A 26,593-nucleotide genomic window follows, 5' to 3' on the forward strand; every position below is an offset into this window, starting at 1 on the left:
GCAAGCTATTGGCCGCCCTTCTCGGGCGCGTAGCCCAAGATGCTCTTGACCTCCAGGTACTCGTGGAACCCGAACTCGCTCCACTCGCGCCCGTTTCCGCTGCGCTTGTAGCCGCCGAACGGCGTGCTCATGTCAAACGCGTGGTTGATGGTCACCCAGCCGGCCCGGATCCGGCGCGCCACCGCCCGCGCCTTGTCTCGATCGGCCGCCGAAACATAGCCGGCGAGACCGTAATCCGTGTCGTTGGCGATATCGACGGCCTGGTCGAGGTCGTCGTAGCCGAGCATGCACAACACCGGCCCGAAGATCTCTTCCCGCGCGATCGCCATGTCGTTGGTGACGTTCGCGAAGACGGTCGGCCGGACGTAGTAGCCCTTGCCAAGCCCGTCCGGCCGGCCGGGACCGCCGGCCACGACGGTCGCGCCCCCGTCGATGCCGCTCTGGATGAGGCGTTGCACCTTGTCGAACTGTGCCCTGGACGCCACGGGCCCGATCGCGGTCTTGTCGGCGGGGTCGCCCACCTTCACCCGCCCGGCGGTCTCCCGCGCGATGGCGATGGCCTCGTCCATGCGCGAGTTCGGAACGAGCATGCGCGACGGCGCATTACAGCTCTGCCCGGAATTGGGCATCATGTTGGCGACGCCGGCCCGCACGCTGTCGGCGAAGGCGGAGTCGTCCAGGACGATGTTGGGGCTCTTGCCGCCCAGCTCCTGGGTCACCCGCTTGACCGTCGGGGCGGCCGTCTTCGCCACCTCCACCCCGGCGCGGGTGGAGCCGGTGAACGACACCATGTCGATGCCGGGATGGCCGGCAATCGCCATGCCGACGCCGGGGCCGTCGCCGTTCACCAGGTTGAAAACCCCGGCCGGCACGCCCGCGGCGTCGAGGATCTCCGCGAAGATGTAGGCCGAGAACGGCGCCACCTCAGAGGGTTTGAGGATCATGGTGCAGCCCGTCGCCAACGCCGGGTACACCTTGACGGCGATCTGGTTCAGCGGCCAGTTCCACGGCGTGATCAGCCCACAGACGCCGATGGGCTCCCTGGCGATCAGCGACGCCCCGTGCTGCTCCTCGAACGGGAAATTCTTCAGCACGTCGATGGCCGTCACCAGATGGCCGATCCCGAGTTGCACCTGCGGTCCCGCGGCCAAGGACGGCGGGGCGCCGATCTCCTCGGTCACCGCTTCGGCGAGATCGCCCGCGCGCCGCTGGTACTCGGCAAGGATGCCCTCCAGCAGCTCCAGTCGCTGCTCGCGGCTGGATTGCGACCAGTCGGCGAAGGCCCGCCTGGCGGCGCTCACCGCCGCATCCACATCCGCGGACGACCCCAGCGAGATCCGGCCGCAAACGTCTTCGGTGGCCGGGTTTTCGACGTCAAAAGCGTCGGGCCGGAGCGGGTCGACCCATTGCCCGTCGATGTAGAACTTCAGGTAATCGCGCATGGCTCCTCCTTCGGGGATCCTTCAACTACTGGGTGCCTTCGGCGTACCAGGTGCGGAACTCGTCGTACTTGGGCATCTCCTCGGAATTGGCCTTCGGATCGATGCAGACGTGGACCACGGCGGCCTTGCCGCTCGCATACGCTCGCTCGATCGCCGGGCCGATCTCGTCCTCCTTCTCGACGTACTCGCCGTGACAGCCGAAGCCCTCGGCGACTTTGTCGAGACGGACGTCCTTGCTCCAGTGCACGCCGGGCTGGGGTGACGGCTGGGGGAAGGTGCGCTTGTAGACACCCACCTCGAGGCCCCACTGGTGGTCGACGCCCACCACGCACACCAGCGGAAGCTTTTGCCGCGCCGCGGTTTCCAACTCGGCGATGTGGAACAGGAACGCCGAATCGCTGGTCAGCAACATCACCGGACGCTTGCCGCCGTCGGCGACCGACGCCCCCACCGCGTACGGCAAGCCGGTGCCGAGGTGACCGAAGTTCTGGTTCCAGATGACGTCGCGCGGTTTGGCCTGCGAGTAGGTCCACTGAAAGATGACCGTCGCGCCGCCGTCGCGGACCAGGATGCCGTCCTTCGGGAACGCTCGGGTGGCCTCGACGACGAACCGCGCCGGGTGGATCGGCGTGCGCCCCGTGGGAGCGTTCTCCGCGAGCCGCGCCAGCTCCGCCGCGTCCTCAAAGATCCAGCGTTCGAGGTCGGCGGACGCTTTTCTCGGGTTGCCGCGGAGCGCGTCCACCAGCTGAGGCAGCACGCCGCGAAGGTCGCCGACCAGGGGGACGTCGATGGGACGGTTGACGCCGATCGCCACCGGATCCTGTTCGACCAGAACCCATTTCCGTTTCGCGTCGTTCGGCGCCCAGTGGCGGGTCCTGCCGTAGTGGCTCGGTTCGCCGAGCTCCGTGCCGAGCGCGACGCACAGGTCGGACTTCACCACCGCCTCGACAGCAGCCGGCGAGAATCCGTACGCGAAGGTGCGGTCCTCGAGGCCGTCGATGAACGACGTGCCACCGGAGGTCTGGATCACCGGGCAGGCCATCAGGTCGGCCAGCTCCCGGACCGCCGCACCGGTGCGCGACGTGTGGACCCCGTGCCCGACGAGCAGGATGGGGCTCTCGGCCGCCTGAATCAGCTTCGCCGCCTCGGCCACCTCGCGCGCACCCGCGGTCTGGTCGACAAGCCGATACCTGTTGGGCGACGGCGGATCCGGTACGTCGAGCTCTTCGAGGATGACGTGGGACGGATACTCGATGTAGGCGGGGCCGGGTGTTCCCGACATGGCCCGGCGGATCGCCTCGTGGACGATCTCGTCGGTCTGGTCGGCGTACTCGATCGAGGCGCTGTACTTGACCGACGGCGCGAAGAGCGGTTCCTGCCGGACGAACTGGATGCGGCCGCGCCGGACCCGGCGCTCGGTGATCCGGGCGCGCTGGCCGCCGATGACGATCACCGGTGAGTTCTCCACCTTCGCGCACTGAATCGCGCCCGCGATGTTGGCCATGCCCGGCCCGAGCGTGCCGATGCACAGGCCCGGGTTACCGGTCATCCGCGACGCCGCCTCGGCCATGAAGCCCGCGCTCAGTTCGTGATGCGGGGCGACCACCGCCCAGCCACGGGCATCCGCCTCGGCGAACATGTGCACGAAGTTCGGGTCCGGGATGCCGAACAGGGTATTGACGCCTTCGGCCTCGAAGAGGTCCAGAATGCGCTTATAGACTGGTACACCCATCCTTACGGTTCCTTTCCGCAAATTTCGGCGAGTACCTCCGCCGTGTCGGCGCCGAGCTCGGGGGCCGGGCCCGCGACCCGGCCCGGCGTCCGCGAGAACCAGGTGGGCACGCCCGGGAAGCGCACCGGGCCATGCGGGGTGTCCACGGTCTCGAACATGCCGACGGCGTTCAGATGCGGGTCGTCGAACAACGCGCCCGGCGTATTCAGGGGTGCGGCAGGTATCTCGAGCTCGCGGAACAGCGACAACCATTCCTCGGTCGAGCGCTGTTTCATCGTCTCGGCCAATAAGCCGTAGACGGCGTCGATCTGGCGGGCGCGCTGCTCCAGCGTCGAATACGACCCATTGGCCCACGGCGGCTGCACGGCGTTGATGAACGCGCTCCAGTGCTTGTCGTTGTAGATCAATGCGGCGATGTAGCCGTCGCTGGTGCGGTACGGGCGGCGGTTGGGCGCCACGGTGCGCGGGTATACGGCCGGCCCCAGCGGAGGATCGAACATGGCGCCGTTGGCGTGTTCGACGAGCATGAACGAGGCCATGGTTTCGAACATCGCGACCTCGACCTCCTGCCCCTGCCCGGTGCGCTCCCGGTGGAACAACGCCATGGTCGTCGCATACAGCGCCGTCAGGCCGGCGATCTTGTCGGCCATGATGGTCCCGACGTAGTCGGCCTCGCCCGTCAGCTGCTGTTGCACCGCGGGCAGGCCGCATTCGGCCTGAATGGTGTCGTCGTATGCGGGCCGGTCGCGTTCGGGTCCACGCCTGCCGTAGCCGTAGCAGTTGGTGTAGATGATCCGCGGATTGATCGCGGCGACCTCGGCGTAGCCGAAGCCCAGCTTGGCGATCGCCTTGGCGCGCATCGAATGGATGAAGACGTCAGCCGTTCCGAGCAGCGCGCGCAAAGCGGTCGCGTCCGTGTCGGTTCGCAGGTCCAGCACGGCGCTGCGTTTGCCGCGGTTGACGTTGACGAACACGCCGCTCATGCCCGGCGCCGGACCCACCGAGATGTAGCGGGTGTTATCCCCTTCCGGCGGTTCGACTTTGATCACATCGGCGCCCATGTCGGCCATGATCTGCGTGCAGTATGGTCCCATCACCATGGCGGTGAGGTCGATCACCCGCACGCCGCCGAGCGGGCCCGCCGCTTCAGCCATGCAACGCTCCTTGATCGCTGGAGCGGTGCGACAACTCGAAGCTGTACCGAATGTGTCGGTCATGCCCGTCCGGCAGGACCGGAAAGATCAGCGGCGCCTGCACGTATCGGATCGCCTCCAGATGCCGGCCCACGTCTTCGACCGTCCAGGAGGGCCGGTAGACCCCCGGGCTTTCGGCGATGACCACCCGTGCCACCCGACCCGCCAGCGCGATGAACACTTCCCCGGTCACCGAGCAGGATTCGTGCGCGAGCCAGCCCACCACGGGCGCAACCAGTTCCGGGCCCATCGGGGGGTAGGTGGAGACGTCAATGCCGTCCGCCATCCGGGTCACCGCGGCCGGGACGATGACGTTGCACCTCACGCCCTCACCGGCGCCTTCGAGCGCCGCGACATTGGCCAGTCCGATGACGCCGGCCTTCGCGGCCGCATAGTTGGCCACGCCCGCGTTGCCGTACAGGCCGCCGATCGACGACGTCAACACGATGCGCCCGTAACCCGCCCGGCACATGAGCGGAAACGCCGGCCGCACGACGTGGAACGCGCCACGCAGGTGGACGTCGAGCACCGCGTCGAAGTCCTCGTAGCTCATGTCCTTGAGCGATCCGCGGCGGACGTTGCCGGCGTTGTGGATGAGGATGTCGACGCCGCCGTAGCGCTCGACGGCCGTCTCGATGATCGCCGCGCCGCCTTCGCGGGTCGCGACCGACGCGGTAGAGGCGACCGCGTCGCCGCCCGCCGCCGCGATCTCGGCCGCGACGCGCTCGGCCGGTCCGGGATCGCAGCCCTCGCCGGTCAGGTCGCCGCCCGGATCGTTGACCACGACCTTCGCGCCCCGCGCGGCGAGCAGTTGCGCGTATGCGCGGCCCAGCCCGCGACCGGCTCCGGTCACCACGGCGACGCGGCCGTCGAATCTCAGTTCCGCGGAAGGGATCTCGTTCACCTGCCCAGGACCAGACCTTCCAGGTCGCCCTTGTCCCGCCAGGCGCGCAGCAGATCGTCGAAGGCGTAGAAGCCGGGGCCGTACGGCTCACCCAGGTGGGACCGGATTCCCTCGCCGCCCCCGCCGCCTTCGTTGTTGTAGTAGCCGGGCGTGCATTGGGTGTCGAACGCCGAGTTGTCGACCGCCGTCTCCCGGATCGTCTGGCACCAGGCGTCCTGGGCCACCTGGCTGGGCTCGACGGTGGTCACACCGCGCGCCAGGGCTTCGGCGATGATGTAAGCGATGTGCTCGCCCTGAACCTCGTAGTTGGCGGCGATGTTCGCGGAGATGCCGACCTGGGTGAACCCGGTGTAGAACTGGTTGGGAAACCCGCGGCTGGTCATGCCGTGCAACGTCTGGTAGCCGTCGTGCCAGTAGTCGAACAGCGAAAGCCCGTTGCGACCGCGGATCGTCTCGATCGAGTAGCGTCTGCTGATTTCGGTGGTGATCTCGAATCCGCTGGCGTAGATGATGCAGTCGAGCTCGTACTCGATACCGTTTGCGAGAAGGCCGTTTTCGGTGGCACGCTCGACCCCCTTGCTCGACGACACGTCAACCAGCGTGACATTGGGCCGGTTGAACGTCGCCAGGTAGTCGTCGTTGGAGCACGGGCGTTTGCACAGGAACCGGTAGTAGGGCTTCAGCGCCTCGGCGGTCGCCTCGTCCTCGACGATGGCCTCGACGCGCCGGCGCAGCCGCTCCATGACCTTGTAGTCTTCCTCCTCCCGGATCGCCATGAACTGATCGGGAGTCAGCGCCGCCGGATCATCCAGGGCGAGGACCCGGGCCGCGGTGTTGCGGCCGAGCTCGGTCCAGAAGTCGCACACCAGATCCGGCTGACCGAGCGCCATGCCCTCGAACGTCCAGGAGTGGAAATTGCGCTGACGTTCCTTCTGCCAGCCGGGCTTAAGCGTCTTGACCCACTCGGGATCGGTCGGCGCGTTGTTGCGCGCGTCGACGGTCGACGGGGTGCGTTGAAACACGTACAGGTGTTGGGCGTGGCGCGCCAAAAACGGCACGATCTGGATCCCGGTGGCGCCGGTGCCGACCACGGCCACGCGCTTGTCGGCCAGTTTGTCCAGTCCGCCCCGGGCATCGCCGCCGGTGTAGGCGTAATCCCAGCGCGACGAATGGAAGCTGTGTCCCGTGAAGTCTTTGATGCCGGGAATTCCGGGCAACTTCGGCCGGTGAAACGGGCCGGACGCCATCACGACGAAGCGCGCTCGAATGTCGTCGCCGCGGTTGGTGCCGATCCGCCAGCGCTTGATGTCGTCGTCCCAGCACAGATCGTGCACCTGGGTGGAGAAGATCGCCGAGTCGTAGAGGCCGAAATGCTTGCCGATGTTCCGGCAGTGCTGGTAGATCTCGGCGCCGTCGGCGAACTTCTTCGACGGCATGAAGTCGAGCTCTTCGAGAAGCGGTATGTAGCAGTAGGATTCGTTGTCGCATTGGACGCCCGGATAGCGGTTCCAGTACCAGACGCCGCCGAAGTCGCCGCCGAGCTCGATGATCCGCACGTCGTCGACCCCCGCCTTCTTCAGGTAGGCCGCCGACAGCAGGCCCCCGAAGCCGCCCCCGAGAACCGCGACGTCGATGTCCTCGTTGATCGGGTCTCGAGGCGTCACCGGCGTGTACGGGTCCACCTCGTAGTACCCGGCGAAGTCGTCCTCGAGTTCGATGTACTGTTTGGAACCCTCCTTGCGCAAGCGCTTTTCGCGCTCCTGCCGATACTTCTCACGCAGCGCCTCGATGTCGATGTCTTCGGGCGTCTGCGACGGTCCGCATTCGTTTCCGAACATGGTCATGTGTCTCAAAGCTCCCGCGGTTCGCCGGTGCCCATGTACTTCGACAGCTGGTAGTGCAGATTGACGGTGCTGCGTTCCCGGTACGGGTTGGGCTTGGTGCCCGGGAAGCCCAGCGATTTCATGCCCTGCTGCACGGCGGCCATGTTCGAGAAATCCTGTGGCAGGACCGATCGCCACCTGGGGTCGCCGACCGGCGTGTGCTCCCACTCCGTTTCGGGTTCTTCGCCTTTCGGATACAGCTCGAAGACCGACACCTCGAAGATGCATTTGTCGGGGTTGTAGCTGGGGTGCGGTCGTGCGCTGTAACACAGCGCGCTGGTCAGGCCCTGGCCGATCTGGAAGTTCGGGAAGATCTGCCACGCGGTGCCGGCCTGACCGAGGATATCGGCGGGAATCGTCGGCCAGGTCACGCCGCGGGCCTCGTCGTCGCGCCGCGCGGACGCCAGCCAATGCTCGAGGACCTTGTCGGCCGGTGTGCCCTCGGGCAACTCGTCGACCAACCGCTTCGCGGCGTTCACCAGGGTTTGGGTGGTGGTGGCGTTCGTCTCCTCCATCGTGTACACCTGCATCTGGGCGGTGGACACGCGCGGATCGTCGCCGATGCCGAGGCGGATCTTGGACTTGGTGGCCTCCATGTCCTCCGGGGCGTCATAGCCGATGTTGCTGTGTTTGCCCTGCGCCTTCGCCCAGCCCTTGAATTCGCCGAACTTATTGAACTCGGGGTGGGTGGTGTAGACGTGGTAGGTCTCGTTGAAGGCCTCCAGCGCGACCTTCCAGTTGCAGTCGAAGGACAGCCATTTGCGCCATTTGTAGCGCATGTTCTCACACCCGAAGGGGTCGAGAATCTTCGCCGCGGGGAACAGGTAGTCGGCCAGCGATTCGCAGTCGGGGTCCATGTTGATCCACAGCCACCCGCCCCAGGTGTCGACCCTGACGGGCCGCAGGTGGGTGTTGTCGGGTGTGAGGGTCTGCTGCCAGTCCTGTTGTTCGCGGATGTGGGTGCACGCCCCGTCCAGACCGTAGGTCCACCCGTGGAATCCGCAGACGAACGACTTGCGGGCGCGGCCGTGGGCGTTCTTTGCGCCATCGGGTGTGTCGATCAACCGGCGGCCGCGGTGCATGCACACGTTGTGGTGGGCCTTGAATTCGCGGGATCCGGTGCGCACCACGATGATCGAGTCGTCGAGGATGTCGTAGGTCAGATAGCTGCCCACCTCGGGCAACTCTTCGACGCGGCCAACCTGTTGCCATACCTTCCGCCACAGCTTGTCGCGCTCGGCACGGGCATAGTCTTCGGAGATGTAGGCCTCGACCCCGATCGTCATCGGTCGCGAAAGTTCTTCGGCCGCCGAGGCATTCATCCCCTTGGCGAGATCGGTCATCGCATCCTCCTGATGGCCGCGCGGAAGGATTCGTCCTTGAGGAACACCGACGTGTTGTCGGCGTCGAGATGACTCCATTTGAGGTCTAGCCCACCGTCGACCAGCAGCGTCTGTCCGGTGATGTAGCTGGAGAGTTCCGACAGCAGGAACAGGATGGCGCCCGCCTGTTCCTCGGGCCGGCCGCGCCTGCCCATCGCGATCGCCCGCCGATCCCGGTCCGGGTCCTGCTCGACGTAGGTGCGCGACGCGGCGGTCTCGGTGACCCCGGGCGCCACGGCGTTCACCCGGATTCCCGCCAACGCCAGTTCGAGTGCCATGGTCCGGGTCATCGCGGCGATGGCGGCCTTGGCGGTGCCGTAGGCGATGTGGAAGGGCGCCGTGTTCATGCCGCTGATCGACGAGATCGACACGATGGATCCCGGCCGCTGCTGTGCCACCAGCTCGCCCGCCACGGCCTGGCTCATGAAGAACGCGGTCTCGAGGTTCGCGGCGAAGATATCCCGCCAGTCCCGTCGCGTCACCCGGGTGGATGGCATCCATGTCGATGGCGCGGCGCCGCCGGCGACATTGACGAGTCCGTACAGGTTGCCCTCGGCGCGCCGGGCTTGGTCGAGCACCGCGGCGATGCCGTCGTCGGTCGACGCGTCGGCCGCGACGGGCACCACCGCCAGACCCTGGCCGGCCAGCGGGGCGATGTGCTCGTCGAGGTTTTCCTTCGACCGGCTCACCGCGATCACGGTGGCGCCGGCCCGGGCGGCCATCGCCGACACGGTGGTGCCGATCCCGCCGCCGCCGGCGCCGGAGACCACCACGATGCGACCGTCGAGTCTGAGGAAGTCCTCCATGGCCCGCTTTCCCCCGCTGCGAACGCCGGCATGCGTGCGGCGGGCGGTGCTATCTCCTGGTCCGGACAAAATATGCCATTCTGCCGTTCGGAGAATACTATTCCGATCGCCGGATGCGACTGTCAAGACCGATGCCGGCGGGACTGGCGGCTATTGTCTGGACTAGCGCAATTGATAACGTCCAGCGCGAACGGCCGACGGAAGGATCGCGGCGAGGCATGTCGATTTCACGGGCCACCGCGGCGGAACCATCACGGTATGCGCCCCTCCATCACCAGGTCGATGTGGCGGAAGGCTGGCGCCTGGATCGGGTCACCGCTCCCAGCCGGCTGTTCGGCGCCAACGGGCTGCGCACCGGCCCGGACGGCCGCGTCTACATCGCGCAGGTGACCGGCAGTCAGATCAGCGCACTGGATCACCGCACCGGCCGGCTGGAAACCGTGAGCCCCAAGGGCGGCGAAATCGTGGCTCCCGATGACGTCGCGTTCGACGCCAGCGGCAACCTGTACGCCACCGAAGTCATGGACGGCCGGGTCAGTGTGCTCGACACCGCCGGGCGAACCCGGGTGCTGCGTGCCGACATTCCGTCGGCGAACGGGATCACGTTTTACCGGGACCGGTTGTTCGTCGGCGAATGCCGCGAGGGCGGGCGGCTGCTGGAGCTCGACCCGGGTGGCGGATCGCCGCGGGTGCTGTTAGAGAACGTCCCGTCACCGAACGCGATGGAGGTCGGCCCCGACGGCCTGCTGTATTTCCCGGTGATGGGCGCCAACGAGATCTGGCGCGTCGATCCCGACGGCGGCGAGCCGCAGTGCGTCGCAGCCGATCTCGGGGTACCCGACTCGGTGAAGTTCGACCGCGGCGGCCACATCGTCTCGACCCAGGTCGCCAGCGGCCAGGTCCTTCGCATCGATCCCCGCAGCGGCGAGCGGCGGGTGTTGGCCCAACTGAACCCCGGCCTGGACAACTGCACGTTGGTCGGCGACCGGGTGCTCGCATCGAACTTCACCGGAGAGGTCACCGAGATCGCCTCGAACGGCGCGACGCGAACGGTTCTGCCCGGGGGGCTCAACTGGCCACTGGACCTGGCCGTGGACCACGACGGTCGCCTCTACATCGCCGACGGCACCTACTTCTACGTCCTCCAGCCGGACGGGTCGTTGCAGACCGTGGGCATGTTGTTCAGTGCCGGTTATCCCGGGTTTCTGCGCGGCGTCGCGCCGAGCGGGCCCGGCGAGTTCATCGTGACCACCTCGGGTGGTCAGGTGGCCCGGTACCGGCCGGCGACCGGCGAAAGTGAGGTACTGGCCGACGGTTTCGACCAGCTCTATGGCGTCGCGGTCGGTCGCAACGGCGTCGTCTTCGCCGAGCTGGGCACCGGGCGGGTGCTGTCGCTGGCGGCGGGCGGCGTCCAGGTGCTGGGCACCGGCCTGCGGGAACCGGTCGGCATCGCGATCGACGCGGACGGCGCGTGCCTGGTGGCAGAGGCCGGGCGGGTCGTCAGGGTGAGCGGATCCAGGAGCGACATCGTGGCGGCGGATCTGCAACGCCCGCAGGGCATTCTGGTGCGCGACGGCGTGCTCTACGTCGTCGACGCCGGCGCCAAGCAACTGGTCGCCTTCGACCTGCACGGCCAGGGCCGCCGCGTCATCGCATCGGGGTTGCCGGTCGGCCCGCCGCCGGGTGTGGTGCCCAAACCGTTGAAAGGGATGCCCCCGTTTTCCGGCCCGCAGGGCCCTTTTGCCGGCATCGCGTCCGCGCCCGACGGCACCCTCTACCTCTCGGCCGACGGCGACGGCAGCGTCCTGGCCCTGCGCCCGTCGCGGGACGGCGACTGATGCCCCAGGCCGTCGCGGGTGAACACCGCTACCTTCAGATCGCCCGCACACTGCGTAAGGAGATCGTCGACGGCGTCTATCCGGTCGGCTCGCAGCTGCCGACGGAGCATCAGCTGTGCGAGCGATTCGCGGTCAGTCGCTACACCATTCGGGAGGCGCTGCGCCGGCTGCGCGACGACAACCTCGTCGCGTCCCGGCCGCGAGCGGGCACGCGGGTGGTTCCGCGCCCCGCCTCCAGCTCCTATGCGCAGGACGCGCTGTCAATCGACGACCTGCTGATGTTCGCGGCCGGCGCGCAGCTGACCATCGAGTCCAACGCGATGGTGACCATCGACGACGAGCTGTCCGCTCGGACCGGATTGCCCACCGGCACAGAGTGGTTGAGCGTGCGCGGGTACCGGCGGGCCGATGGCGCGTCGGCGCCCCTGTGCCGAACGGAGTACTACATCAACCGCGATTTCGCGGCGGTCGGCAGGTTGCTGCAACGGCACGCCGGCCCGATCTTCCCGTTGATCGAGGACCTGTTTGGCGTCACCATCGCCGAGCTACACCAAGAGATCGCCGCAGTGGCGCTCTCACCCGAGGAGGCTGACGGCCTCGGGGTCGAAGCGGGGATGGCCGCCCTGCAGATGCAGCGCACCTACCAGACCTCTGATGGCCAGGTCGCCCAGGTCACGATCAACACCCATCTGTCCTCGGACTTCCGGTACGCGATGACAATGCGCCGCGTGAAGGACTAGGTTGTTGCGGTGATCGCCCCGGCTCGCCACGACCCCGCACGCGCGGCAGACGCGTACCGGCGCGAGCTGTGGGTCCATGCCACGCTGGCCGACTCCCTGCTCGTGGCCGCGGCGACCTCGCCACAGCGTGTTGTGCTGGTAGACGGGGACATTCGGCTCGACGCCGCCACGCTCTACGCCCGGGCCACCGCGTTGGCGAACGCCCTGCTAGCGCGCATGCCGGAGGGCAGCGTCGTGTCGTTCATGCTGCCCAACTGGCACGAGGCCGCGATCATCTATCTGGCCGCCACCCTGGCCGGGATGGTGGTGAACCCCATCCTGCCGTCGCTGCGCGACCGCGAGCTGCGCTTCATCCTCGAAGACGTCGGCGCCGCCATTATCTTCGTCCCACACCGGTTCGGCGGCCACGACTACGCGGCGATGCTTGACGGCGTGACGGCCGCGATGGAGCGGGCCCCCGAAGTGGTGGTGCTGCGCGGAGACGCCGGCCCGCACACGCCGTACCCGGAGCTGCTGGCCCAGCGGCCGGAAGCGGCCCAGCTCCCGAGCCTGGATCCCGATGCCGTGCGGATGGTCCTCTACACCTCCGGAACCTCAGGGCGGCCGAAAGGCGTGCTGCACAGCCACAATTCGATCCATGCGTTGATCTGCCAGATACGTGACCACTGGGACGTCGACCCCGGCGACGCGTTCCTGGTGCCGTCGCCGGTCGCACACATCGGCGGGTCGATCTATGCGTTCGAGTGCCCGCTGCTGCTGGGCACCTCCGCGATCCTGATGGACCGGTGGGACCCATCGGTGGCCGTGACGCTGATGGAGGGCGAGCGGTGCACCCACATGGCCGGGGCGACACCGTTTCTGCAACAACTGCTCTCCGCCGCCGAGCGCGCCGGCAGCCGGCTGCCCGCGTTGAAGGTGTTCATCTGTGGTGGGGCCGCCGTGTCGCCGTCTTTGATCCGCCGGGCCGGCGCGTATTTCGACCGGGCGGCGATCACCCGGGTTTACGGCTGTACGGAGGTGCCGGTCACGACGGTCGGCGCGCCAAGGCCGGACGAGGCCGCGCGCGCCGCCGACACCGACGGGCGCGCGGGCATCGCCGAGATCAAACTCGCCGCGCACCAGGCCGCGCCGGCCGGCGAGGGCGAAATCTGCGTCCGGGGGCCGCAGATGCTGCTGGGCTACCTGCACGCCGCGGACGACGCCGAATCGTTCGACGATGCAGGCTATTTCCGCACGGGCGACCTGGGGCGCTGGGTCGACGGTCACTACCTCGTGGTGACCGGCAGGGCCAAGGACGTCATCATCCGCAACGGCGAGAACATTTCGGCCAAGGAAGTCGAAGACTTGCTGGCCGATCATCCGGGGGTGGCCGAGATCGCGGTCGTGGGGCTACCCGACGACCGCACCGGAGAGCGCGCCTGCGCGGTGATCGTTCCCGCGGGTTCGTCCCGGCCGGACGTCACGAGCCTGCTTGCCCTGCTGCAGAGCAAGGGCGTCGCCAAATTCAAGGCGCCAGAACAGGTTGTCTTCTGGGACGCGCTGCCGAAGAACGACGCGGGAAAGGTGCTCAAGCAGCAGATCAAGGTGGCGTTGACGAAGGTAGATGGGTGATATGCAGGTCGCAATCGTTACGGGAGCAAACAGCGGCATCGGCCTGGGATGCGCAAAGAAGCTCGCCGATATGGGGATGGCAATCGTCGGTACGGGCCGTGATCAGCGCCGGCTGGCCGAGCTGGAAAGGTCCATCAACGATCCGAGCCGCGTCGCGACACTCGCGGTCGATCTGACCCAGGACGACGCGCCGGGCCGCATCGTGGACCTCGCGGTCAGCCGCTGGGGTCACATCGACTTCCTCATCAACAACGCCGGGGTGGGCAGCCCGAAACCGCTGCACGAGACCGACGACGAAACACTCGACTACTTCCTGAGTTTGATGCTGCGGGCACCGTTCAGGCTGGCGCGTGAGGTGCTGCCCCACATGGGGCCCGGGTCGGCGATCATCAACGTCACATCGACTTTCGCGGTCGTCGGCGGCCTACGCGGCGGCGCCTACTCGGCGGCCAAGGGCGGGCTGACCGCACTCACCACCCACATCGCCTGCCAGTACGGGGCGGCCGGCATCCGGTGCAACGCTGTGGCACCCGGCGTGACGGTCACTCCGATGGTCGAAAAGCGGTTGGAAGACGAAAGGTTCCGAAAGATCAACACCGAAATGACGCCGCATCAGCGGCTCGGGACCATCGATGACATGGCCAGCACCGTCGCGTTCCTGTGTTCGGAGGGTGGCAGTTTCATCAACGGGCAGACGATCGTCGTCGATGGCGGCTGGAGTTCCACGAAGTATCTGTCGGACTTCGCGTTGAACTCGCGTTGGGTCGATCGCTGAGGAGTCGGTCCTCAGACGGTGAGCAGCACCTTGACCGCGCGGCGCTCGTCCATCGCCTTGTAGCCCTCGGCGGCGTCCTGGAGCGGAAGGTTCAGGTCGAACACCTTGCCGGGGTTGATCTCTCCGTCCCAGATCAGCCTGATCAGCTCGGGCAGGAATCGGCGTACCGGGGCCAGGCCGCCGTGCAGGTGCACCATGGAGGAGAACAGCTCATCGCCGGGCAGCGCGACGTCGTGCGAGAGGCCGACGAAGCCGACGTGACCGCCCGGCCGCGTGCAGGAGATCGCTTGCATCATCGATTGCTGGGTGCCGACCGCCTCGACAACGCTGTGGGCGCCGAGGCCGTTGGTCAGATCCCTGATCCTGGCCACACCTTCGTCGCCGCGTTCTTCGACGATGTCCGTCGCCCCGAATTCACGGGCCAACGCCTGGCGATCGGGGTGCCGGCTCATCGCGATGACCCGTTCGGCTCCGAGTTGCCTGGCGGCCAGGACCCCGAGCAGTCCGACCGCTCCGTCGCCGACCACCGCGACGGTCTTGCCGGGACCGGCCTCGGCCGCCACCGCGGCGAACCAGCCGGTGCCCAACACGTCGGAGGCCGCCAGCAGGCTGGGGATCATCTCGGCCGGCGGCGTCTCGGGCGTGGCCACCAAGGTGCCGTCGGCCAGCGGGATCCGCGCGTACTGGGCCTGGGTGCCGATGTGGCCCATCAGCTCAGCGTGCACACAGCGGCTCTGGTAGCCCGCCCGGCAGATCTCGCAGGTGTTGTCCGAGGCGACGAACGAGCCGACGACGAATTGGCCCCGCCGGACGTTGCGGACGTCGCTGCCGACCTCTTCCACGATGCCCACGTATTCGTGTCCCATGGGTGCGTCGTGAACGTCGTCGGCGCCGCGATACGGCCACAGATCCGAACCGCAGATGCAGGTCGCGGACATCTTGATGATCGCGTCCGTCGGGTGGATGATCTCCGGGTCGCCCCGGTCTTCGACTCGCACGTCCCCCGGGGCATGCATCACGACGCCGCGCATTGGTGGGCCTTCCTCTGCATCATCGCTTCTTCGTTTCTCGACCCTAGTCGCGACGCCCTTCGGCCGCGCGGGCGGCGGCGCCGCTCAGTCGCGTGCCCGCGCCTGGATCTCCGGACGAAGTCGGAAAACCGTTGCGTGTCTTCCGTGCAAGCGCCACCGTCGCCTTTAAGCTGGCTCCGATCAAGAGGAGGGGCAGCGACGTATCGGCATCAACTATGGCGCCGGGCGACAAGGTGGTCAGGGCGCGCTAACCGCGAGCGCTGAGCCGGGCGGGATCCATCCCGCGCCGGCTCGTCGTGGTCGGCGGGCCCGGTGGGTCGCTCCCGTGCGCAGGGCCGGTCGGCTGGCGATCTGGGACAAGCCGGAGCGGCGCAACGGGATTCCGGCGCTCGACGGGCTGCGCGCGATCGCCGTCGCGCTGGTGCTCGTCGGGCATGGCGGCATCCCCGGGGTGGGCGGCGGATTCATCGGCGTCGACGTCTTCTTCGTGCTCAGCGGTTTCCTGATCACCTCACTGCTCCTCGACGAACTCGGCCGAACCGGCCGGATCGAGCTGACCGGCTTCTGGATCCGCCGCGCGCGGCGCCTGCTGCCGGCCCTGGTGCTGATGGTGCTCGCGGTGGGCGCGGCCCGCCAACTACTTCCCGACCGCTCCCTCACCGGCCTGCGCGACGACGCGATCGCGGCGTTCCTGTGGATGGCGAACTGGCGGTTCGTCGCACAGAAGACCGACTACTTCACGCAGGGCGCCCCACCCTCGCCGCTGCAACACACCTGGTCACTCGGGGTGGAGGAGCAGTACTACTTCGTATGGCCGGTGCTGCTGATCGCGGTGACGCTGCTGTTGGCCGCGCGCGCGAGGCGCCGCTTCACCCGGGCCACCGTAGGTGGTGTCCGATTCGCGACGTTCGTCATCGCCACCGTGGGGGCTCTGGCGTCGGCCGCGGTCGCCATGGTGATGGTGTCCGACGCCACCCGTGATCGCGTCTACTTCGGCACCGATACCCGCGCACAGGCGCTGCTGACCGGCGCCGCTGCGGCGGCTCTACTGGTCCGCGATTGGCCGTCGCTGAACCGCGGCTGGTGCCTGATCCGAACCCGGTGGGCGCGGCGCGTCGCCCGCGTCCTGCCGCTCGTCGGATTGATGGGGCTTGCGGCGGCGACCCACTACGCGACCGGCGGGAGCGGCGAATTCCGCCACGGTCTGCTCATCGGCGTCGCGATCGCGTCCGTCGTCGTCGTGGCGCCGGTGGCCTTAGAGCAGCGCGGGGCGGTCGCCCGCATCCTGGCCGCGCCGCCGCTGGTGTGGCTGGGCACCATCTCCTACGGCGTCTACCTGTGGCACTGGCCAATCTTCCTGGCGCTCAACGGCGAACACACCGGATGGAGTGGGCTCCCGCTGTTCGGCGCGCGGTGCGGCGCGACGGTGGCGCTCGCCGCCGCGTCCTGGTGGCTGATCGAACAACCGATCCGCCGCTGGCGGCCGACGCGGGTGCCGCTGTTGCCGTTGGCGGCGGCGACCGTGGCCAGCGCCGCCGCCGTGACCCTGCTGGTGATACCGGTGGGGACCGGTCCCGGCCTGCGCGAGGTCGGCCTGCCGCCGGGAGTCTCGGCCGTCGCCGCCGTGTCCCCGTCGCCGCCGGGTGGCAGCCGCCCCGCCGGTCCCCGCGATCCCAACCGGCCGTTCACCGTTTCCGTGTTCGGCGATTCGATCGGGTGGACCTGGATGCACTACCTGCCGCCGACGCCGGGGTTCGCGTTCCTCGACCACACGGTCATCGGCTGCAGCCTGGTGCGCGGCACGCCGTACCGGTACATCGGGCAGACCCTGGAGCAGCGGCCCGAGTGCGACGGCTGGCCGATCAGATGGTCGACCCAGGTCGCCCAGGACCGACCCGACGTCGCGCTGTTGGTCATCGGCCGCTGGGAAACCGTCGACCGGGTCAACGAGGGTCAGTGGACCCACATCGGTGACCCCACCTTCGACGCCTACCTCAACGGCGAGCTGGAGCGGGCGTTGAACATCGTGGGTTCCACCGGGGTTCGAGTGGTGGTCGCCACGGTGCCATACAGCAGGGGTGGCGAAAAGCCGGACGGGCGGCTGTATCCCGAGGACCAACCCGATCGAGTCAACCTGTGGAACACCATGCTGCGCAAGGCGGTCAGCCACCACCCGAACGTGCAAATCCTGGACCTGAACAAAAAGCTATGTCCGGACGGTGTTTACACCGCCAAGGTCGACGGCATCAAGGTGCGCAGCGACGGCGTCCACCTCACCCCCGAAGGGGTGAAGTGGCTGACGCCGTGGCTCGAGGAATCCCTGCGTTAAGCCCCGGTGCGGCAGCTGATTTCCATGCTGTCGCTGTCCCGGACGGCGAAGTTGAAGCTGACGTACCCGTTTTCGGGATCACGCACGCGGTCCAGATACGGTTGGGTGTCGGCGGCGTTGGTGTTGTCGGCGACCACCAACGCACCCGTCGACAGCCGCGGTTCGAGCAGCCCGAGCACCTGCAGGTACAGGTCCTTCCAGCCGTCGAGCAGCACGAAATCGACCGGTCCGTCGAGGCCGGCCAGCGTGGCCAGCGCGTCCCCTTCGAGGATGGTGATCAAGTCGTCGAGGCCCGTCTGGGCGAATGTCTGCCGCGCCGCGGTGATCTTGGAGTCGTTGAGCTCGGTCGTCACCACCCGGCCGGCGCCGTTGTCGCGCACCGCCGACGCCAGGTGGACGGCGGAGATGCCGAACGACATGCCGAACTCGACGACTGTCGCCGGACGGGTCGCGCGCACCAGCGCGTAGAGCAACCGGCCGGCCTCGGGCGTGACCGGGATGTAGAACTCGCTCATCGCGTCGGCGCGCTGCTGCGCGGTCATCGGCCGGTCAAAGTCGCCAATTCGCTGACGCAGCAGCGACATCTGGTCCTTTGCTTCGGTGTACATGTGGTCGAGGGCGGACGCGACCTTCGGATCGCGGAGAGTGTTGGCCATGCCGTCGAGGGTAGGCGTCGGTAGGGCGCGAGCGGCTGCGTGGCGCCAGCAGGGGCCACGACCTGCCGTAATGGTTACGCAAATGAGTTTGACGGGCACTGGGCCGCGGTGTAGAAAGGGTTTCGCAAGCACCTCGGTAGGTGAGGCGTCTGCATGGACACAGGCCACTGACCCCGAACGTCGAGAGACGCCCCGGGTCAGGACAGCTCTTCCCGGACCCAAGGGTTGAGCCCAAGTGGCTTCCGGAACGACCGTCGGTCAAGTTTCCGGATACGCCGTGCAGTGCCGAAGCTCCGACGAGAGGGGTGCGATCGTCGGCGTTTAGCCGTCATTCGCTTCCCTCCCGTTTCAGGTGACGTGATGACACCCGCGCGTGTCGTGGCCGTGAGGAGGTGAGGGCGCGAGATGAGTCCGGGCGATAGTCCCTATCCGAAATCCGTCTTGTCCCGATCCGGTTCCGGCATTCGTTCTGCCGCTTGAGCTTTCGCGGTCATCGTCGGCAATTCGCGCGCATCGAAGCGCCCGCGACCTGCCGTTGCTGCCCGCCTGATCTGAGCCGATCGGGCCTCCCTTGAAGGAGAAGATCATGGCTTTTGTTGTCACACATCGGGTTACCGGCCGTACCGGGGGGCGCGGCTGGGCCTTGCTGCGGTCGGCGCGCCTGCTGGCGACCAAGTTGCACGCGCGCAGCGCCCTGACTCCCCAGGAGCGGGCCAACCTGTACGTGTCGCGGATGCCGATCGCGGTGGTCACGGCATCGTTGGGCGGGCACCCCTCGGCCGGCGACCGCCGCTGACGATTCGGGCGAACACACCATGACCCCCGTCTCATCCGAGGCCCTGGGCGCCGTCGCGGCGGCCGCGCCAACGAGTCCGGCCACGGCACACGCCGGCGACATCGTCGGCGCGTTCGGCCGTATCGGGCGCGACGGCGCCGGGGCCGCCGGCGGTCGCTGGCGCCGCCTGCGCACGCTGATGGTCATCAGCGGCCCCGGGCTGATCGTGATGGTGGGGGACAACGACGCCGGCGGCGTAGCGACGTACGCGCAGGCCGGTCAGAACTGTGGGATGGCGCTGTTGTGGACGCTCGCGCTGCTGATCCCGGTGCTGTACGTGAACCAGGAAATGGTGCTCAGGCTCGGCGCGGTCACCCGAGTCGGCCATGCGCGCTTGATCTTCGAGCGATTCGGTAAGTTCTGGGGCGCGTTCAGCGTCGGCGACCTGCTGCTCCTCAACGCCTTGACGATCGTCACCGAATTCATCGGCGTCGCACTGGCGCTCGGGTTCCTGGGCTGTCCCAAGGTGATTGCGATCCCCGCCGCCGCCGTCCTGCTCTTCGCGGTGGTGGCCGGGGGATCGTTCCGCCGCTGGGAGGGGCTGATGTTCCTGCTGATCGCGGTGAACGTCCTCGTCATCCCGATGGTGCTGTTGGCGCATCCGACGGCGAGCGGGGTTGCGGGCGGCCTGATTCCGGGCTTCGCGGGCGGGGTCAACTCCGCCGTGCTACTGTTGGTGATCGCCATCGTGGGCACCACGGTCGCGCCCTGGCAGCTGTTCTTCCAGCAGTCCAACGTGGTGGACAAGCGCATCACCGCCCGCTGGATGGGTTACGCCCGAGCCGATTTGGCGATCGGGATCGTCGTGGTCATGGTCGGCGCGACCGCGTTGATGGCGGTCACCGCGTTCGGTCTGGCAGGCACGCCGGACGCGGGCCACTTCACGGACGCCGGCGCGGTGGCTGCCGGGTTGTCCAGACACCTCGGCGGCACGGTCGGCACGCTGTTCGCGATCGTCCTGCTCGACGCATCGCTGATCGGCGCGAACGCCATCGGCCTGGCTACCACCTATGCGATCGGGGACGCGATGGGCAGGAGGCATTCGCTGCACTGGAAGATCAGCGAGGCTCCCTTGTTCTACGGCGGCTACGCGCTGCTGCTCGTGGTGTCGGCGGCGGTGGCGTTCAGCCCCGACCATGTCCTGGGTCTGGTGACCCAGGGTGTGCAGGCTCTCGCCGGTGTCCTACTGCCCTCGGCGACCGTGTTCCTGGTGCTGCTGTGCAATGACCGCGCGTTGCTGGGTCCGTGGGCGAACAGCGTGCGGCAGAACATCGTGGCGTGGACGACCGTGTGGGCGCTGGTGCTGCTGTCTCTGGCGCTGACCGCGACGACGTTCTTCCCTGGCGTCGCCACGTCCACCATCGAGGTTGGGCTGGCGGTCGGCGCGGCGATCGGGGTGATCGGCGGCGCCGCCGTCATCGTCGCCGGCCGCCGCTATACCAAGTTGCGCGACGCCGAGGCCCTGGTACGGGCCCTCGGGGGCGGACTCGACCCCGAGCAGGTCGACGAGCTCGACGACGCCCCGACGCTCACCCGCGCCGAACGCCGCGCCGTCCGCCGGCAGGATCGGATGAATTGGCAGACCCCCAGCCTCGCCGGCCTGGCCCGCCCCGCGATGTCGCCCGTTCGCCGCGCGGGGTTGTTCACCCTGCGGGCCTATCTGGTCGTCGCGGTCGCGCTGGTGGTGGTCAAGATCGTGCAGGCCGGCGTCGTGGGCCCCGCCGCGTCAATGTGAATCCGTAGGCAGCAGAACGATTTTGCCGCGGGTGTGGCGCTTCTCCAGTTCTTCGTAGGCGTCGGCGACCCGATCGAGCGGATAGGTGGCAGCGACCTCGAAATCGATCGCGCCACTGGTGACGAGATCGGCCATCTCTGCCAACACTTCCGGCGTCGACGCCTCGGCGCTGCCTTCCGTCTTGGCGCCCACCTCGGCGGCCTTCTGGAACGAGATGATGGTGTCGATTCGCTCGGGTGCGACGCCGAGGTCGACGGCGAGCTGCACGTAGTCGGGGCCGAACAGGTCGATGAACGCGTCGATCCCGGCCGGCGCCGCCTCGTGCAACCGATCGGCCAGCCCGTTCCCATACGGGATCGGGGTGACGCCGTGGGCCCGCAGCCAGTCGGCATTGCCCGGTCCGGCGATGCCGAGCACCCGCGCCTCGCGGAGCACCAGGAGTTGCACGGCGAGGCTGCCCACCCCGCCCGCGGCCGCCGAGACGCCGACCGTCTCACCCGGTTGCGGTGCCACCGCCCGGACGGCCGCGTACGCCGTCACGCCGACGACGTAGAGGGAACCCGCCACCTCCCAACCGAGTCGAGGCGGTTTGCGAATCAGCTGGCCCACCGGGACCGCGGCGTGGGTCGCGTGGCTGGATCGGCGGAGGCTGAACCCCAAAACCTCGTCACCTAAGGCGAATTCGCTGACCCCGGGGCCCACCTCGGTCACGATCCCGGCAAGGTCGCTGCCCTCCCCGGATGGGAAGGTCGCGGGAAACATCTCATGCATCGCGCCGCTTCGGATGGCCGCCTCGCCGGGGTTGATCCCGGCGGCGCGAACCTCGACGACCACCTCGCCCGGCCCCGGCCTGGGCATGTCGACGTCGGCGACGTACAACACCTCGCGGCCCCCGTACCGGTCGAACCGTACGGCGCGCGCCCCACCAGCCGTCATGACAATCTCCCTCCCACCGCGAGCATCCGTCCCGCACGCCAGCATAGGCACGCAAAACGGGTACCCCATTGCCCGCCGAGCCGCTACACCAGGCCAAGCAACCTCAGGTCGAACACATACTTGGCGATCAAGTCGGCCGACAGGTGCGGAATATCCTTATCCGCACCGATTTTGGCCGCCTGGACCGCCTCGCGGAAGACATCGGTCGGAGCCGGGGCCCCGCGCAGCGGCCTCTCCGGTTGGCGGTAGGCATCCAGCAACGGCAGCACTGATTGTTGCCGCTGCTTGTCCGGCAGGGCCCGGAGCGCCGTACCGAATCGTCGCAGCCACTCGTCGTAATCCTCGATCCGCCGGATGTCGTGACCGTCGGCGATCAACCAGTCCACGAACACGTCCAGGGAGATGCCATCGTCGTGCGGGTTCATCACGTCGAAGGAGTGGAACGTCCCGGACGGCCCCGCCCCGTCGGCGGCCGTCGCGAGCTGCTCACCGAGCGTCGTCACCGCCTCGGCCACGAAGTCCGCGGGCAGGCCGTCGTAGTGGGCGCGGGCCCGGTCGCCGGTGGCGGTGGCCTGGTAGAACGACGACGGTGCGATGCCCGTGACCAGCAGGCTGAAGATCAACCGCGTGAAGGCGTCCGGCACGTTCAGCTGTCCGGCGTAGCGGCTGTGGGCCAGGATCATGTCGGACCGGAAGACGGCGACCGGCAGCTCGCACAGGTCGTGCGCCTCGCGCAGCAGCACCTCTCCGGCCCACTTGCTGTTGGCGTACCCGTTGGCATAGCCGGATCCGATCGGCCGCACCGGGCTGATCGCGCGGATATCGCCGTCTTCGATGAACTCGTCCGGATCGACGGACATCGCCACCGCGACCGTCGACAGATAGGTCACCGGTTTGATGCGCGCGGTGAGCGCCAGCCGGATGATTTCCGCGGTGCCAACAACATTGGGTCCGAACAGCTGGTCGTACGGCAACACGTGATTGACCAGCGCTCCCGGGTGAACGATCATGTCGACGTTGCGGGCCAGCCGGTCCCACGTCGCCTGATCCAGCCCCAGGTTCGGCTCGCCGATGTCGCCCGCGATCACCTCGAGGTGATCGGCTGCCAATTCGCGGAATCGATCGACCAGATGTGGATCACCGCTGCGGTAGACATCTTCGAGCCGCTTGCCGGCCGCCGCGGCATCGGTGCCGCGCACGATGCAGACGAGTCGTCCGCCGGTCTCGGCGAGTCGCTCCAGCCATTCCAGGCACAGGAAGCGTCCGAGGTAGCCGTTGGCGCCAGTCAACAGCACCGTGTGCGGTGTGCCGGTGGCCCGCGGCAACGTCGGTGCGTCGGCCAGGGTCTTCGGGTCGAGGAATTTGTCCAACCGGAGATCGGCCGCGCGGGCCTCGGTCGCGTGCCTTCCGTGCACGGACGCGAACGTCGGGCGCCGCGACTCCGATTGACGTTCGGCCTCAACGAAATCCGCGAGCTGAGCCAAATCGGTGGCCGGACCGATGATCACTCCCACCGGCACCTCGACATCAAAGATGTCCTGCAGCAGGTTGGAAAAGGTCAACGCCGACAGGGAGTCCCCGCCGAGTTCGACGAACAGGGCGTCCGGTTCGGGCGGACCGCCGACGAGCCCAAGCAACGCCTCGGCCGCGCGGGACAGCGTGTCGATGACCGGCCGGTCCGCCGCTCCCTCACGCAGCGCACGCAACTCGGTCACCCGATTGGCGGCCAAGTCCGCATACAGCTGCTCGAGCCGCTCGCCGTAGTGCTCCTTGAGCTTCGGCCGCAGTAGCTTGCCGACGCCGGACAGCAGCCCGTTGTCCTCGCTGAACGGCTCGACCTCGACGAGAAAGTCGGCCGGCACCTCGTAGGACTGCAGCTCGGCGAGTTTGGCTGCCTGGCGCAGGGATTCGTGCAGGGCGGTCTTGAGCCCGTCGGCGTCAGCGGCGAACCGGTCCAGCGCGTCGGCGGTCGGCACGATCACGGCCAACAGATAGGGGCGTTCGCTGTTGCCGTAGACGAAGATCTGGCGAACCAGCGCCGCGCTGCTGAACACGGCCTCGAGGCGGGCGACCGCGACGAATTCGCCTTGGGCGAGCTTCAATACGTTGTTGCGTCGGTCAACGTAGGCGAGCCGGTTCGGTTCCAACTCGGCCATCACGTCGCCGGTCCGGTAGTAGCCCTGCGCGTCGAAGGCGTTCGCGGTGACGTCGGGGCGCTTGAAGTATCCGGGTGTGGCCGTGAGCGACTTGACCAGCAGCTCGCCGCGGGGAAAGGGTTTGTCGGTAAGGAAGTAACCCAGTTCGGGAACGTCGATGAGCTTGTAGTCCAGTACCGGGGGCGCAGCGATCCGGCCGTCCTTGGTGACCATTCCGACCTCGGTCAGCCCGTAGCCGTCGAGGACGTGGACATCGAGGCAACTCTCCACGAAGGTCCTCATCTCGGCTGCCAGCGGTGCGGTGCCGCAGAATGCGGTGACGATGCGTCCGCCCAAGACCCGTTCGCGCAACTCGGTCCGCGCCTCGGCTTCCGCGGACTCCGCATCGGCTCCCTGGGCGACCCGCCGGTCGACCGCGCTCTGGTAGCGCTGGTACAGCATTTCCGCCACCCTGGGCACCAAGCCCATTTCGGTGGGGCGCACCAGGTTCCAGTCGTCGAACAGCGTGGACAGGTCGCTCTCGGGCACGAAGTAACTGGTGCCGCCCGCCTGGAACGCCGTCGACAGCGGGATGCGCCCGCCGAGGTGGTTGAGCGGCATGAAATTGACGTTGAACACCGGCGTGTCCGCGAAGTCGGGCATCAGCGCGCTGGTCCACAGCTTGCACAGCATGCGCTCGGTGTACATGGCGCCCTTGGGCAGCCCCGTGCTGCCCGATGTGTACATGATCATCGCCAGCCGCTCGTCGGGGTCGCCGGCGTACGCGGGCTCGGGCGGCAGGGTCCGGCCGCGCTCGATCAGCTCCTCGAACGTCTCGATCGTCACCGACATGCCGGAGGCCGAAAGCTTCGCCCGCGCACGCACCAAAGCCTCACGCTGATCGTCGATTTGGGGGGAGTAGTCGAAGACCACCAGGCGCCGCAACGACGCGCTGCCCAGCGCTGCCTCGACGGCCAGGTCCAGGTAGCCGGCGCCCGCCGCGAGCACACGCGGCTCGACCTCGGCGACGGTGGGCCGCAACCGAGACGCCGCCGCGTTGTGCTGCAGCGGCACCGCGACCAGCCCGAGGTACCCGCACACCAGGTCCAGGGTCAGGTACTCGGCGCTGGCGAAACCGAGTGTGGCGACGAAGTCTCCAGGCATCACCGGGTCAGCGCTGTCGTGCCGCCAGGCGGTGGCGATCGCTCCCACGTTGGCCCACAGGTCGCGGTAGCTGATGGTCTCGAACCGGGGGAGCAATTGCGCAGTGGTGCGGCCGCTTTCGGAATCGGTGGTCAACGTGCGAGCCCGCCACCCCAATGCCGGGCGATCGGCGTAACCATCGACGAAAGTCTGCAGGATCTCGGTCAGCCGCAGCCCGGGTTGGCGCGCCGCCCGCTGGACCGACGGGTCTGGCCTTGCGCTCCGGAACTGCTCGTCCTCGGCGTCCAGTCGGCGAATTCGGCCGGCTACCCGCTCGCGCACCGGCCCGCTCGCACCCTCAGCGGTCGATTCTTCGTGCTCCGCAGCACCGCTCATGAGTAGCCTCCCGCTCGGATCTTCGCTCTACCGGAACTCACCGCCGCGGGCCAGTCTTCCGTTCAATCGTTGTGACGGTTGTCACACGGGGAGGCGGGCGACGACCACCCGCTGTTCAAAAGGGTGCCGGCGGGGCCAGGATCAGGCGACGACCTGGATCGGATCGCCCACGTTCACCTGGTTGAAGTACCAGGCGGCGTTGTCGGGGCTTAGGTTGATGCAGCCATGGCTCACGTTGGCGTAGCCCTGGGAATCGACCGACCAGGGTGCGGAGTGGACGTAGACGCCGCTCCACGTGACACGGACGGCATACTGCGCGGTGATCTTGTATCCCTCGGGCGAACTGAGCGGGATGCCGATGGTCCGCGAATCCATCACGACGGAGCGCTCCTTTTCCAGCGCGGTGAAGTTGCCGATCGGCGTGGGCCGGCTGGGCTTGCCCATCGAAGCGGGCATCGTGCGTAGCACTTCGCCGTTTCGGCTGACGGTGAAGGTGTGACCGGAGATGCTGGCAACGCCGAGAAGCGCGTCACCGGTGTCGAATCCCGTGGTGAGGGCCTGGATCCCGACCGAGACGTGGGTGTGGGGAGGCCAGTACTGGTTGGGCACCCACTGCACGACGTCGTCTTTGACCCATTCGAAGTGTCCCGGCGTGTTGCTCGGCGACGTGACGTGGATGGACCGCTCGACGGCGGCGCGGTCGCCGACGGGTGCGGTGAATGTCACCACCACCGGGTGGGCGACCCCGACCACCGCGCCGTCGGCCGGCAAAACCGCGGCGATGCGGGGCACGGCTTGGGGTGTCGGAATGGCGGCGTGGCTTCGGCCGGTCGCTCCGACGAGGCTCAGTGTCGTGATCGCGACCATAACAAACAGATAACGAACACCGCGGCGCATGGCGTCCACCCTTCGGTATGGTGCGATAAACACCAGATTATTCTACTGGCTGTCCCGGCGCTGCCGCTTTCAGCAAACTTTGGGGGGTTCGCCGCTCCGCGGTAGCGATCCGATCATCGCTTGGATTCCGCCATGTTGATGGGTGCTCGGTCATGGCAGGCCCTGGCCCGGTCTGACGAGAATTACCACAATCA

19 protein-coding genes and 1 riboswitch are annotated in these 26,593 nt (G+C 67.9%); of the genes, 7 read left to right on the plus strand and 12 right to left on the minus strand.

Annotation, left to right across the window (positions count from 1 at the left end; all coding sequences use genetic code 11):
- Positions 1-5: 5 nt before the first annotated feature.
- The 7 genes from BRW65_RS23910 to BRW65_RS23940 are packed head-to-tail and all read right to left on the minus strand — an operon-like array spanning position 6 to position 9,342.
- Positions 6-1,442, minus strand: a complete 1,437-nt coding sequence (locus tag BRW65_RS23910; protein WP_073878811.1) for an aldehyde dehydrogenase family protein — start codon at positions 1,440-1,442, stop codon at positions 6-8.
- A gap of 25 nt (positions 1,443-1,467) precedes the next feature.
- Positions 1,468-3,174, minus strand: coding sequence for a thiamine pyrophosphate-binding protein (locus tag BRW65_RS23915; protein ID WP_073878813.1), 1,707 nt, complete (start codon positions 3,172-3,174; stop codon positions 1,468-1,470).
- A 2-nt stretch (positions 3,175-3,176) separates the two neighbouring features.
- Positions 3,177-4,328 carry a CaiB/BaiF CoA transferase family protein gene (locus tag BRW65_RS23920; RefSeq protein WP_073878815.1) on the minus strand — a complete coding sequence of 384 codons (1,152 nt, stop codon included), beginning with the start codon at positions 4,326-4,328 and terminating at the stop codon, positions 3,177-3,179.
- A complete protein-coding gene (locus tag BRW65_RS23925) occupies positions 4,321-5,271 on the minus strand; it encodes an SDR family NAD(P)-dependent oxidoreductase (protein ID WP_073878817.1) in 951 nt (316 codons plus the stop codon). Before BRW65_RS23925 ends, BRW65_RS23920 begins: the two co-directional genes overlap by 8 nt.
- Positions 5,268-7,115 (minus strand): flavin-containing monooxygenase, encoded by a 1,848-nt coding sequence (locus BRW65_RS23930; RefSeq protein WP_073878819.1) that lies wholly within the window; start codon positions 7,113-7,115, stop codon positions 5,268-5,270. Before BRW65_RS23930 ends, BRW65_RS23925 begins: the two co-directional genes overlap by 4 nt.
- Before the next feature lie 5 nt (positions 7,116-7,120).
- Positions 7,121-8,497: an aromatic ring-hydroxylating oxygenase subunit alpha gene (locus BRW65_RS23935; protein ID WP_073878821.1), complete on the minus strand. Its 1,377-nt coding sequence runs from the start codon at positions 8,495-8,497 to the stop codon at positions 7,121-7,123.
- Positions 8,494-9,342, minus strand: a complete 849-nt coding sequence (locus BRW65_RS23940) for an SDR family NAD(P)-dependent oxidoreductase (RefSeq protein ID WP_073878823.1) — start codon at positions 9,340-9,342, stop codon at positions 8,494-8,496. Before BRW65_RS23940 ends, BRW65_RS23935 begins: the two co-directional genes overlap by 4 nt.
- A gap of 218 nt (positions 9,343-9,560) precedes the next feature.
- Here BRW65_RS23940 and BRW65_RS23945 point away from each other — a divergent pair, with 218 nt between their 5' ends.
- The 4 genes from BRW65_RS23945 to BRW65_RS23960 are packed head-to-tail and all read left to right on the plus strand — an operon-like array spanning position 9,561 to position 14,306.
- Positions 9,561-11,180 carry a Vgb family protein gene (locus BRW65_RS23945; RefSeq protein WP_073878825.1) on the plus strand — a complete coding sequence of 540 codons (1,620 nt, stop codon included), beginning with the start codon at positions 9,561-9,563 and terminating at the stop codon, positions 11,178-11,180.
- Complete coding sequence (locus BRW65_RS23950; RefSeq protein ID WP_073878827.1) at positions 11,180-11,920, plus strand: GntR family transcriptional regulator; 741 nt, start codon at positions 11,180-11,182, stop codon at positions 11,918-11,920. Before BRW65_RS23945 ends, BRW65_RS23950 begins: the two co-directional genes overlap by 1 nt.
- A 9-nt stretch (positions 11,921-11,929) precedes the next feature.
- Positions 11,930-13,531 carry an AMP-binding protein gene (locus tag BRW65_RS23955; RefSeq protein WP_073878829.1) on the plus strand — a complete coding sequence of 534 codons (1,602 nt, stop codon included), beginning with the start codon at positions 11,930-11,932 and terminating at the stop codon, positions 13,529-13,531.
- Entirely contained in the window at positions 13,524-14,306 is a 783-nt protein-coding gene (locus tag BRW65_RS23960) for an SDR family NAD(P)-dependent oxidoreductase (RefSeq protein ID WP_208611914.1), read from the plus strand. The genes BRW65_RS23955 and BRW65_RS23960 overlap by 8 nt, the downstream gene beginning before the upstream one ends.
- Before the next feature lie 11 nt (positions 14,307-14,317).
- Here the strand turns inward: BRW65_RS23960 and BRW65_RS23965 are convergent, their stop codons facing one another.
- A complete protein-coding gene (locus BRW65_RS23965; RefSeq protein ID WP_073878833.1) occupies positions 14,318-15,337 on the minus strand; it encodes a zinc-dependent alcohol dehydrogenase family protein in 1,020 nt (339 codons plus the stop codon).
- 274 nt (positions 15,338-15,611) lie between these two features.
- Between BRW65_RS23965 and BRW65_RS23970 the strand changes: the two genes are divergently transcribed.
- The gene (locus BRW65_RS23970; protein WP_208611915.1) at positions 15,612-17,666 is read left to right on the plus strand and encodes an acyltransferase family protein; all 2,055 of its coding nucleotides are present in this window, start codon (positions 15,612-15,614) and stop codon (positions 17,664-17,666) included.
- On the opposite strand, the gene BRW65_RS23975 is transcribed toward BRW65_RS23970, so the two are convergent.
- Positions 17,663-18,322, minus strand: coding sequence for an O-methyltransferase (locus BRW65_RS23975; RefSeq protein WP_073878837.1), 660 nt, complete (start codon positions 18,320-18,322; stop codon positions 17,663-17,665). The two genes, BRW65_RS23970 and BRW65_RS23975, sit on opposite strands and share 4 nt — an antisense overlap.
- 125 nt (positions 18,323-18,447) lie before the next feature.
- Positions 18,448-18,634, plus strand: a riboswitch (M-box (ykoK) riboswitch).
- A gap of 274 nt (positions 18,635-18,908) precedes the next feature.
- On the opposite strand from BRW65_RS23975, the gene BRW65_RS31440 reads away from it, so the two are divergent.
- Positions 18,909-19,118 carry a hypothetical protein gene (locus tag BRW65_RS31440; RefSeq protein WP_139273222.1) on the plus strand — a complete coding sequence of 70 codons (210 nt, stop codon included), beginning with the start codon at positions 18,909-18,911 and terminating at the stop codon, positions 19,116-19,118.
- Between the two features lie 19 nt (positions 19,119-19,137).
- Positions 19,138-20,892, plus strand: coding sequence for an NRAMP family divalent metal transporter (locus tag BRW65_RS23980; RefSeq protein WP_073878839.1), 1,755 nt, complete (start codon positions 19,138-19,140; stop codon positions 20,890-20,892).
- Here the strand turns inward: BRW65_RS23980 and BRW65_RS23985 are convergent.
- The 3 genes from BRW65_RS23985 to BRW65_RS23995 form a co-directional block, all read right to left on the minus strand.
- Complete coding sequence (locus BRW65_RS23985) at positions 20,884-21,828, minus strand: NADP-dependent oxidoreductase (protein ID WP_073878841.1); 945 nt, start codon at positions 21,826-21,828, stop codon at positions 20,884-20,886. The genes BRW65_RS23980 and BRW65_RS23985 overlap by 9 nt on opposite strands.
- A gap of 83 nt (positions 21,829-21,911) precedes the next feature.
- Entirely contained in the window at positions 21,912-25,502 is a 3,591-nt protein-coding gene (car, locus tag BRW65_RS23990) for a carboxylic acid reductase (protein ID WP_084187946.1), read from the minus strand.
- A gap of 141 nt (positions 25,503-25,643) precedes the next feature.
- Positions 25,644-26,399: a L,D-transpeptidase gene (locus tag BRW65_RS23995; protein ID WP_073878895.1), complete on the minus strand. Its 756-nt coding sequence runs from the start codon at positions 26,397-26,399 to the stop codon at positions 25,644-25,646.
- Between the last annotated feature and the right edge of the window lie 194 nt (positions 26,400-26,593).

Origin of the sequence: Mycobacterium paraffinicum, assembly GCF_001907675.1 — a bacterium.
Classification (GTDB): Bacteria; Actinomycetota; Actinomycetes; order Mycobacteriales; family Mycobacteriaceae; genus Mycobacterium; species Mycobacterium paraffinicum_A.

Bases quoted from the DNA above. Each gene is read 5' to 3' on its own strand.
- BRW65_RS23950 (WP_073878827.1), top strand. From the start codon at position 11,180: ATGCCCCAGGCCGTCGCGGGTGAACACCGCTACCTTCAGATCGCCCGC.
- BRW65_RS23960 (WP_208611914.1), top strand. From the start codon at position 13,524: ATGGGTGATATGCAGGTCGCAATCGTTACGGGAGCAAACAGCGGCATC.
- BRW65_RS23930 (WP_073878819.1), bottom strand. From the start codon at position 7,115: ATGACCATGTTCGGAAACGAATGCGGACCGTCGCAGACGCCCGAAGAC.
- BRW65_RS23910 (WP_073878811.1), bottom strand. From the start codon at position 1,442: ATGCGCGATTACCTGAAGTTCTACATCGACGGGCAATGGGTCGACCCG.
- BRW65_RS23975 (WP_073878837.1), bottom strand. From the start codon at position 18,322: ATGGCCAACACTCTCCGCGATCCGAAGGTCGCGTCCGCCCTCGACCAC.
- BRW65_RS23980 (WP_073878839.1), top strand. From the start codon at position 19,138: ATGACCCCCGTCTCATCCGAGGCCCTGGGCGCCGTCGCGGCGGCCGCG.
- BRW65_RS23945 (WP_073878825.1), top strand. From the start codon at position 9,561: ATGTCGATTTCACGGGCCACCGCGGCGGAACCATCACGGTATGCGCCC.
- car (WP_084187946.1), bottom strand. From the start codon at position 25,502: ATGAGCGGTGCTGCGGAGCACGAAGAATCGACCGCTGAGGGTGCGAGC.
- BRW65_RS23965 (WP_073878833.1), bottom strand. From the start codon at position 15,337: ATGCGCGGCGTCGTGATGCATGCCCCGGGGGACGTGCGAGTCGAAGAC.
- BRW65_RS23915 (WP_073878813.1), bottom strand. From the start codon at position 3,174: ATGGGTGTACCAGTCTATAAGCGCATTCTGGACCTCTTCGAGGCCGAA.
- BRW65_RS23935 (WP_073878821.1), bottom strand. From the start codon at position 8,497: ATGACCGATCTCGCCAAGGGGATGAATGCCTCGGCGGCCGAAGAACTT.
- BRW65_RS23995 (WP_073878895.1), bottom strand. From the start codon at position 26,399: ATGCGCCGCGGTGTTCGTTATCTGTTTGTTATGGTCGCGATCACGACA.
- BRW65_RS23920 (WP_073878815.1), bottom strand. From the start codon at position 4,328: ATGGCTGAAGCGGCGGGCCCGCTCGGCGGCGTGCGGGTGATCGACCTC.
- BRW65_RS31440 (WP_139273222.1), top strand. From the start codon at position 18,909: ATGGCTTTTGTTGTCACACATCGGGTTACCGGCCGTACCGGGGGGCGC.
- BRW65_RS23940 (WP_073878823.1), bottom strand. From the start codon at position 9,342: ATGGAGGACTTCCTCAGACTCGACGGTCGCATCGTGGTGGTCTCCGGC.
- BRW65_RS23985 (WP_073878841.1), bottom strand. From the start codon at position 21,828: ATGACGGCTGGTGGGGCGCGCGCCGTACGGTTCGACCGGTACGGGGGC.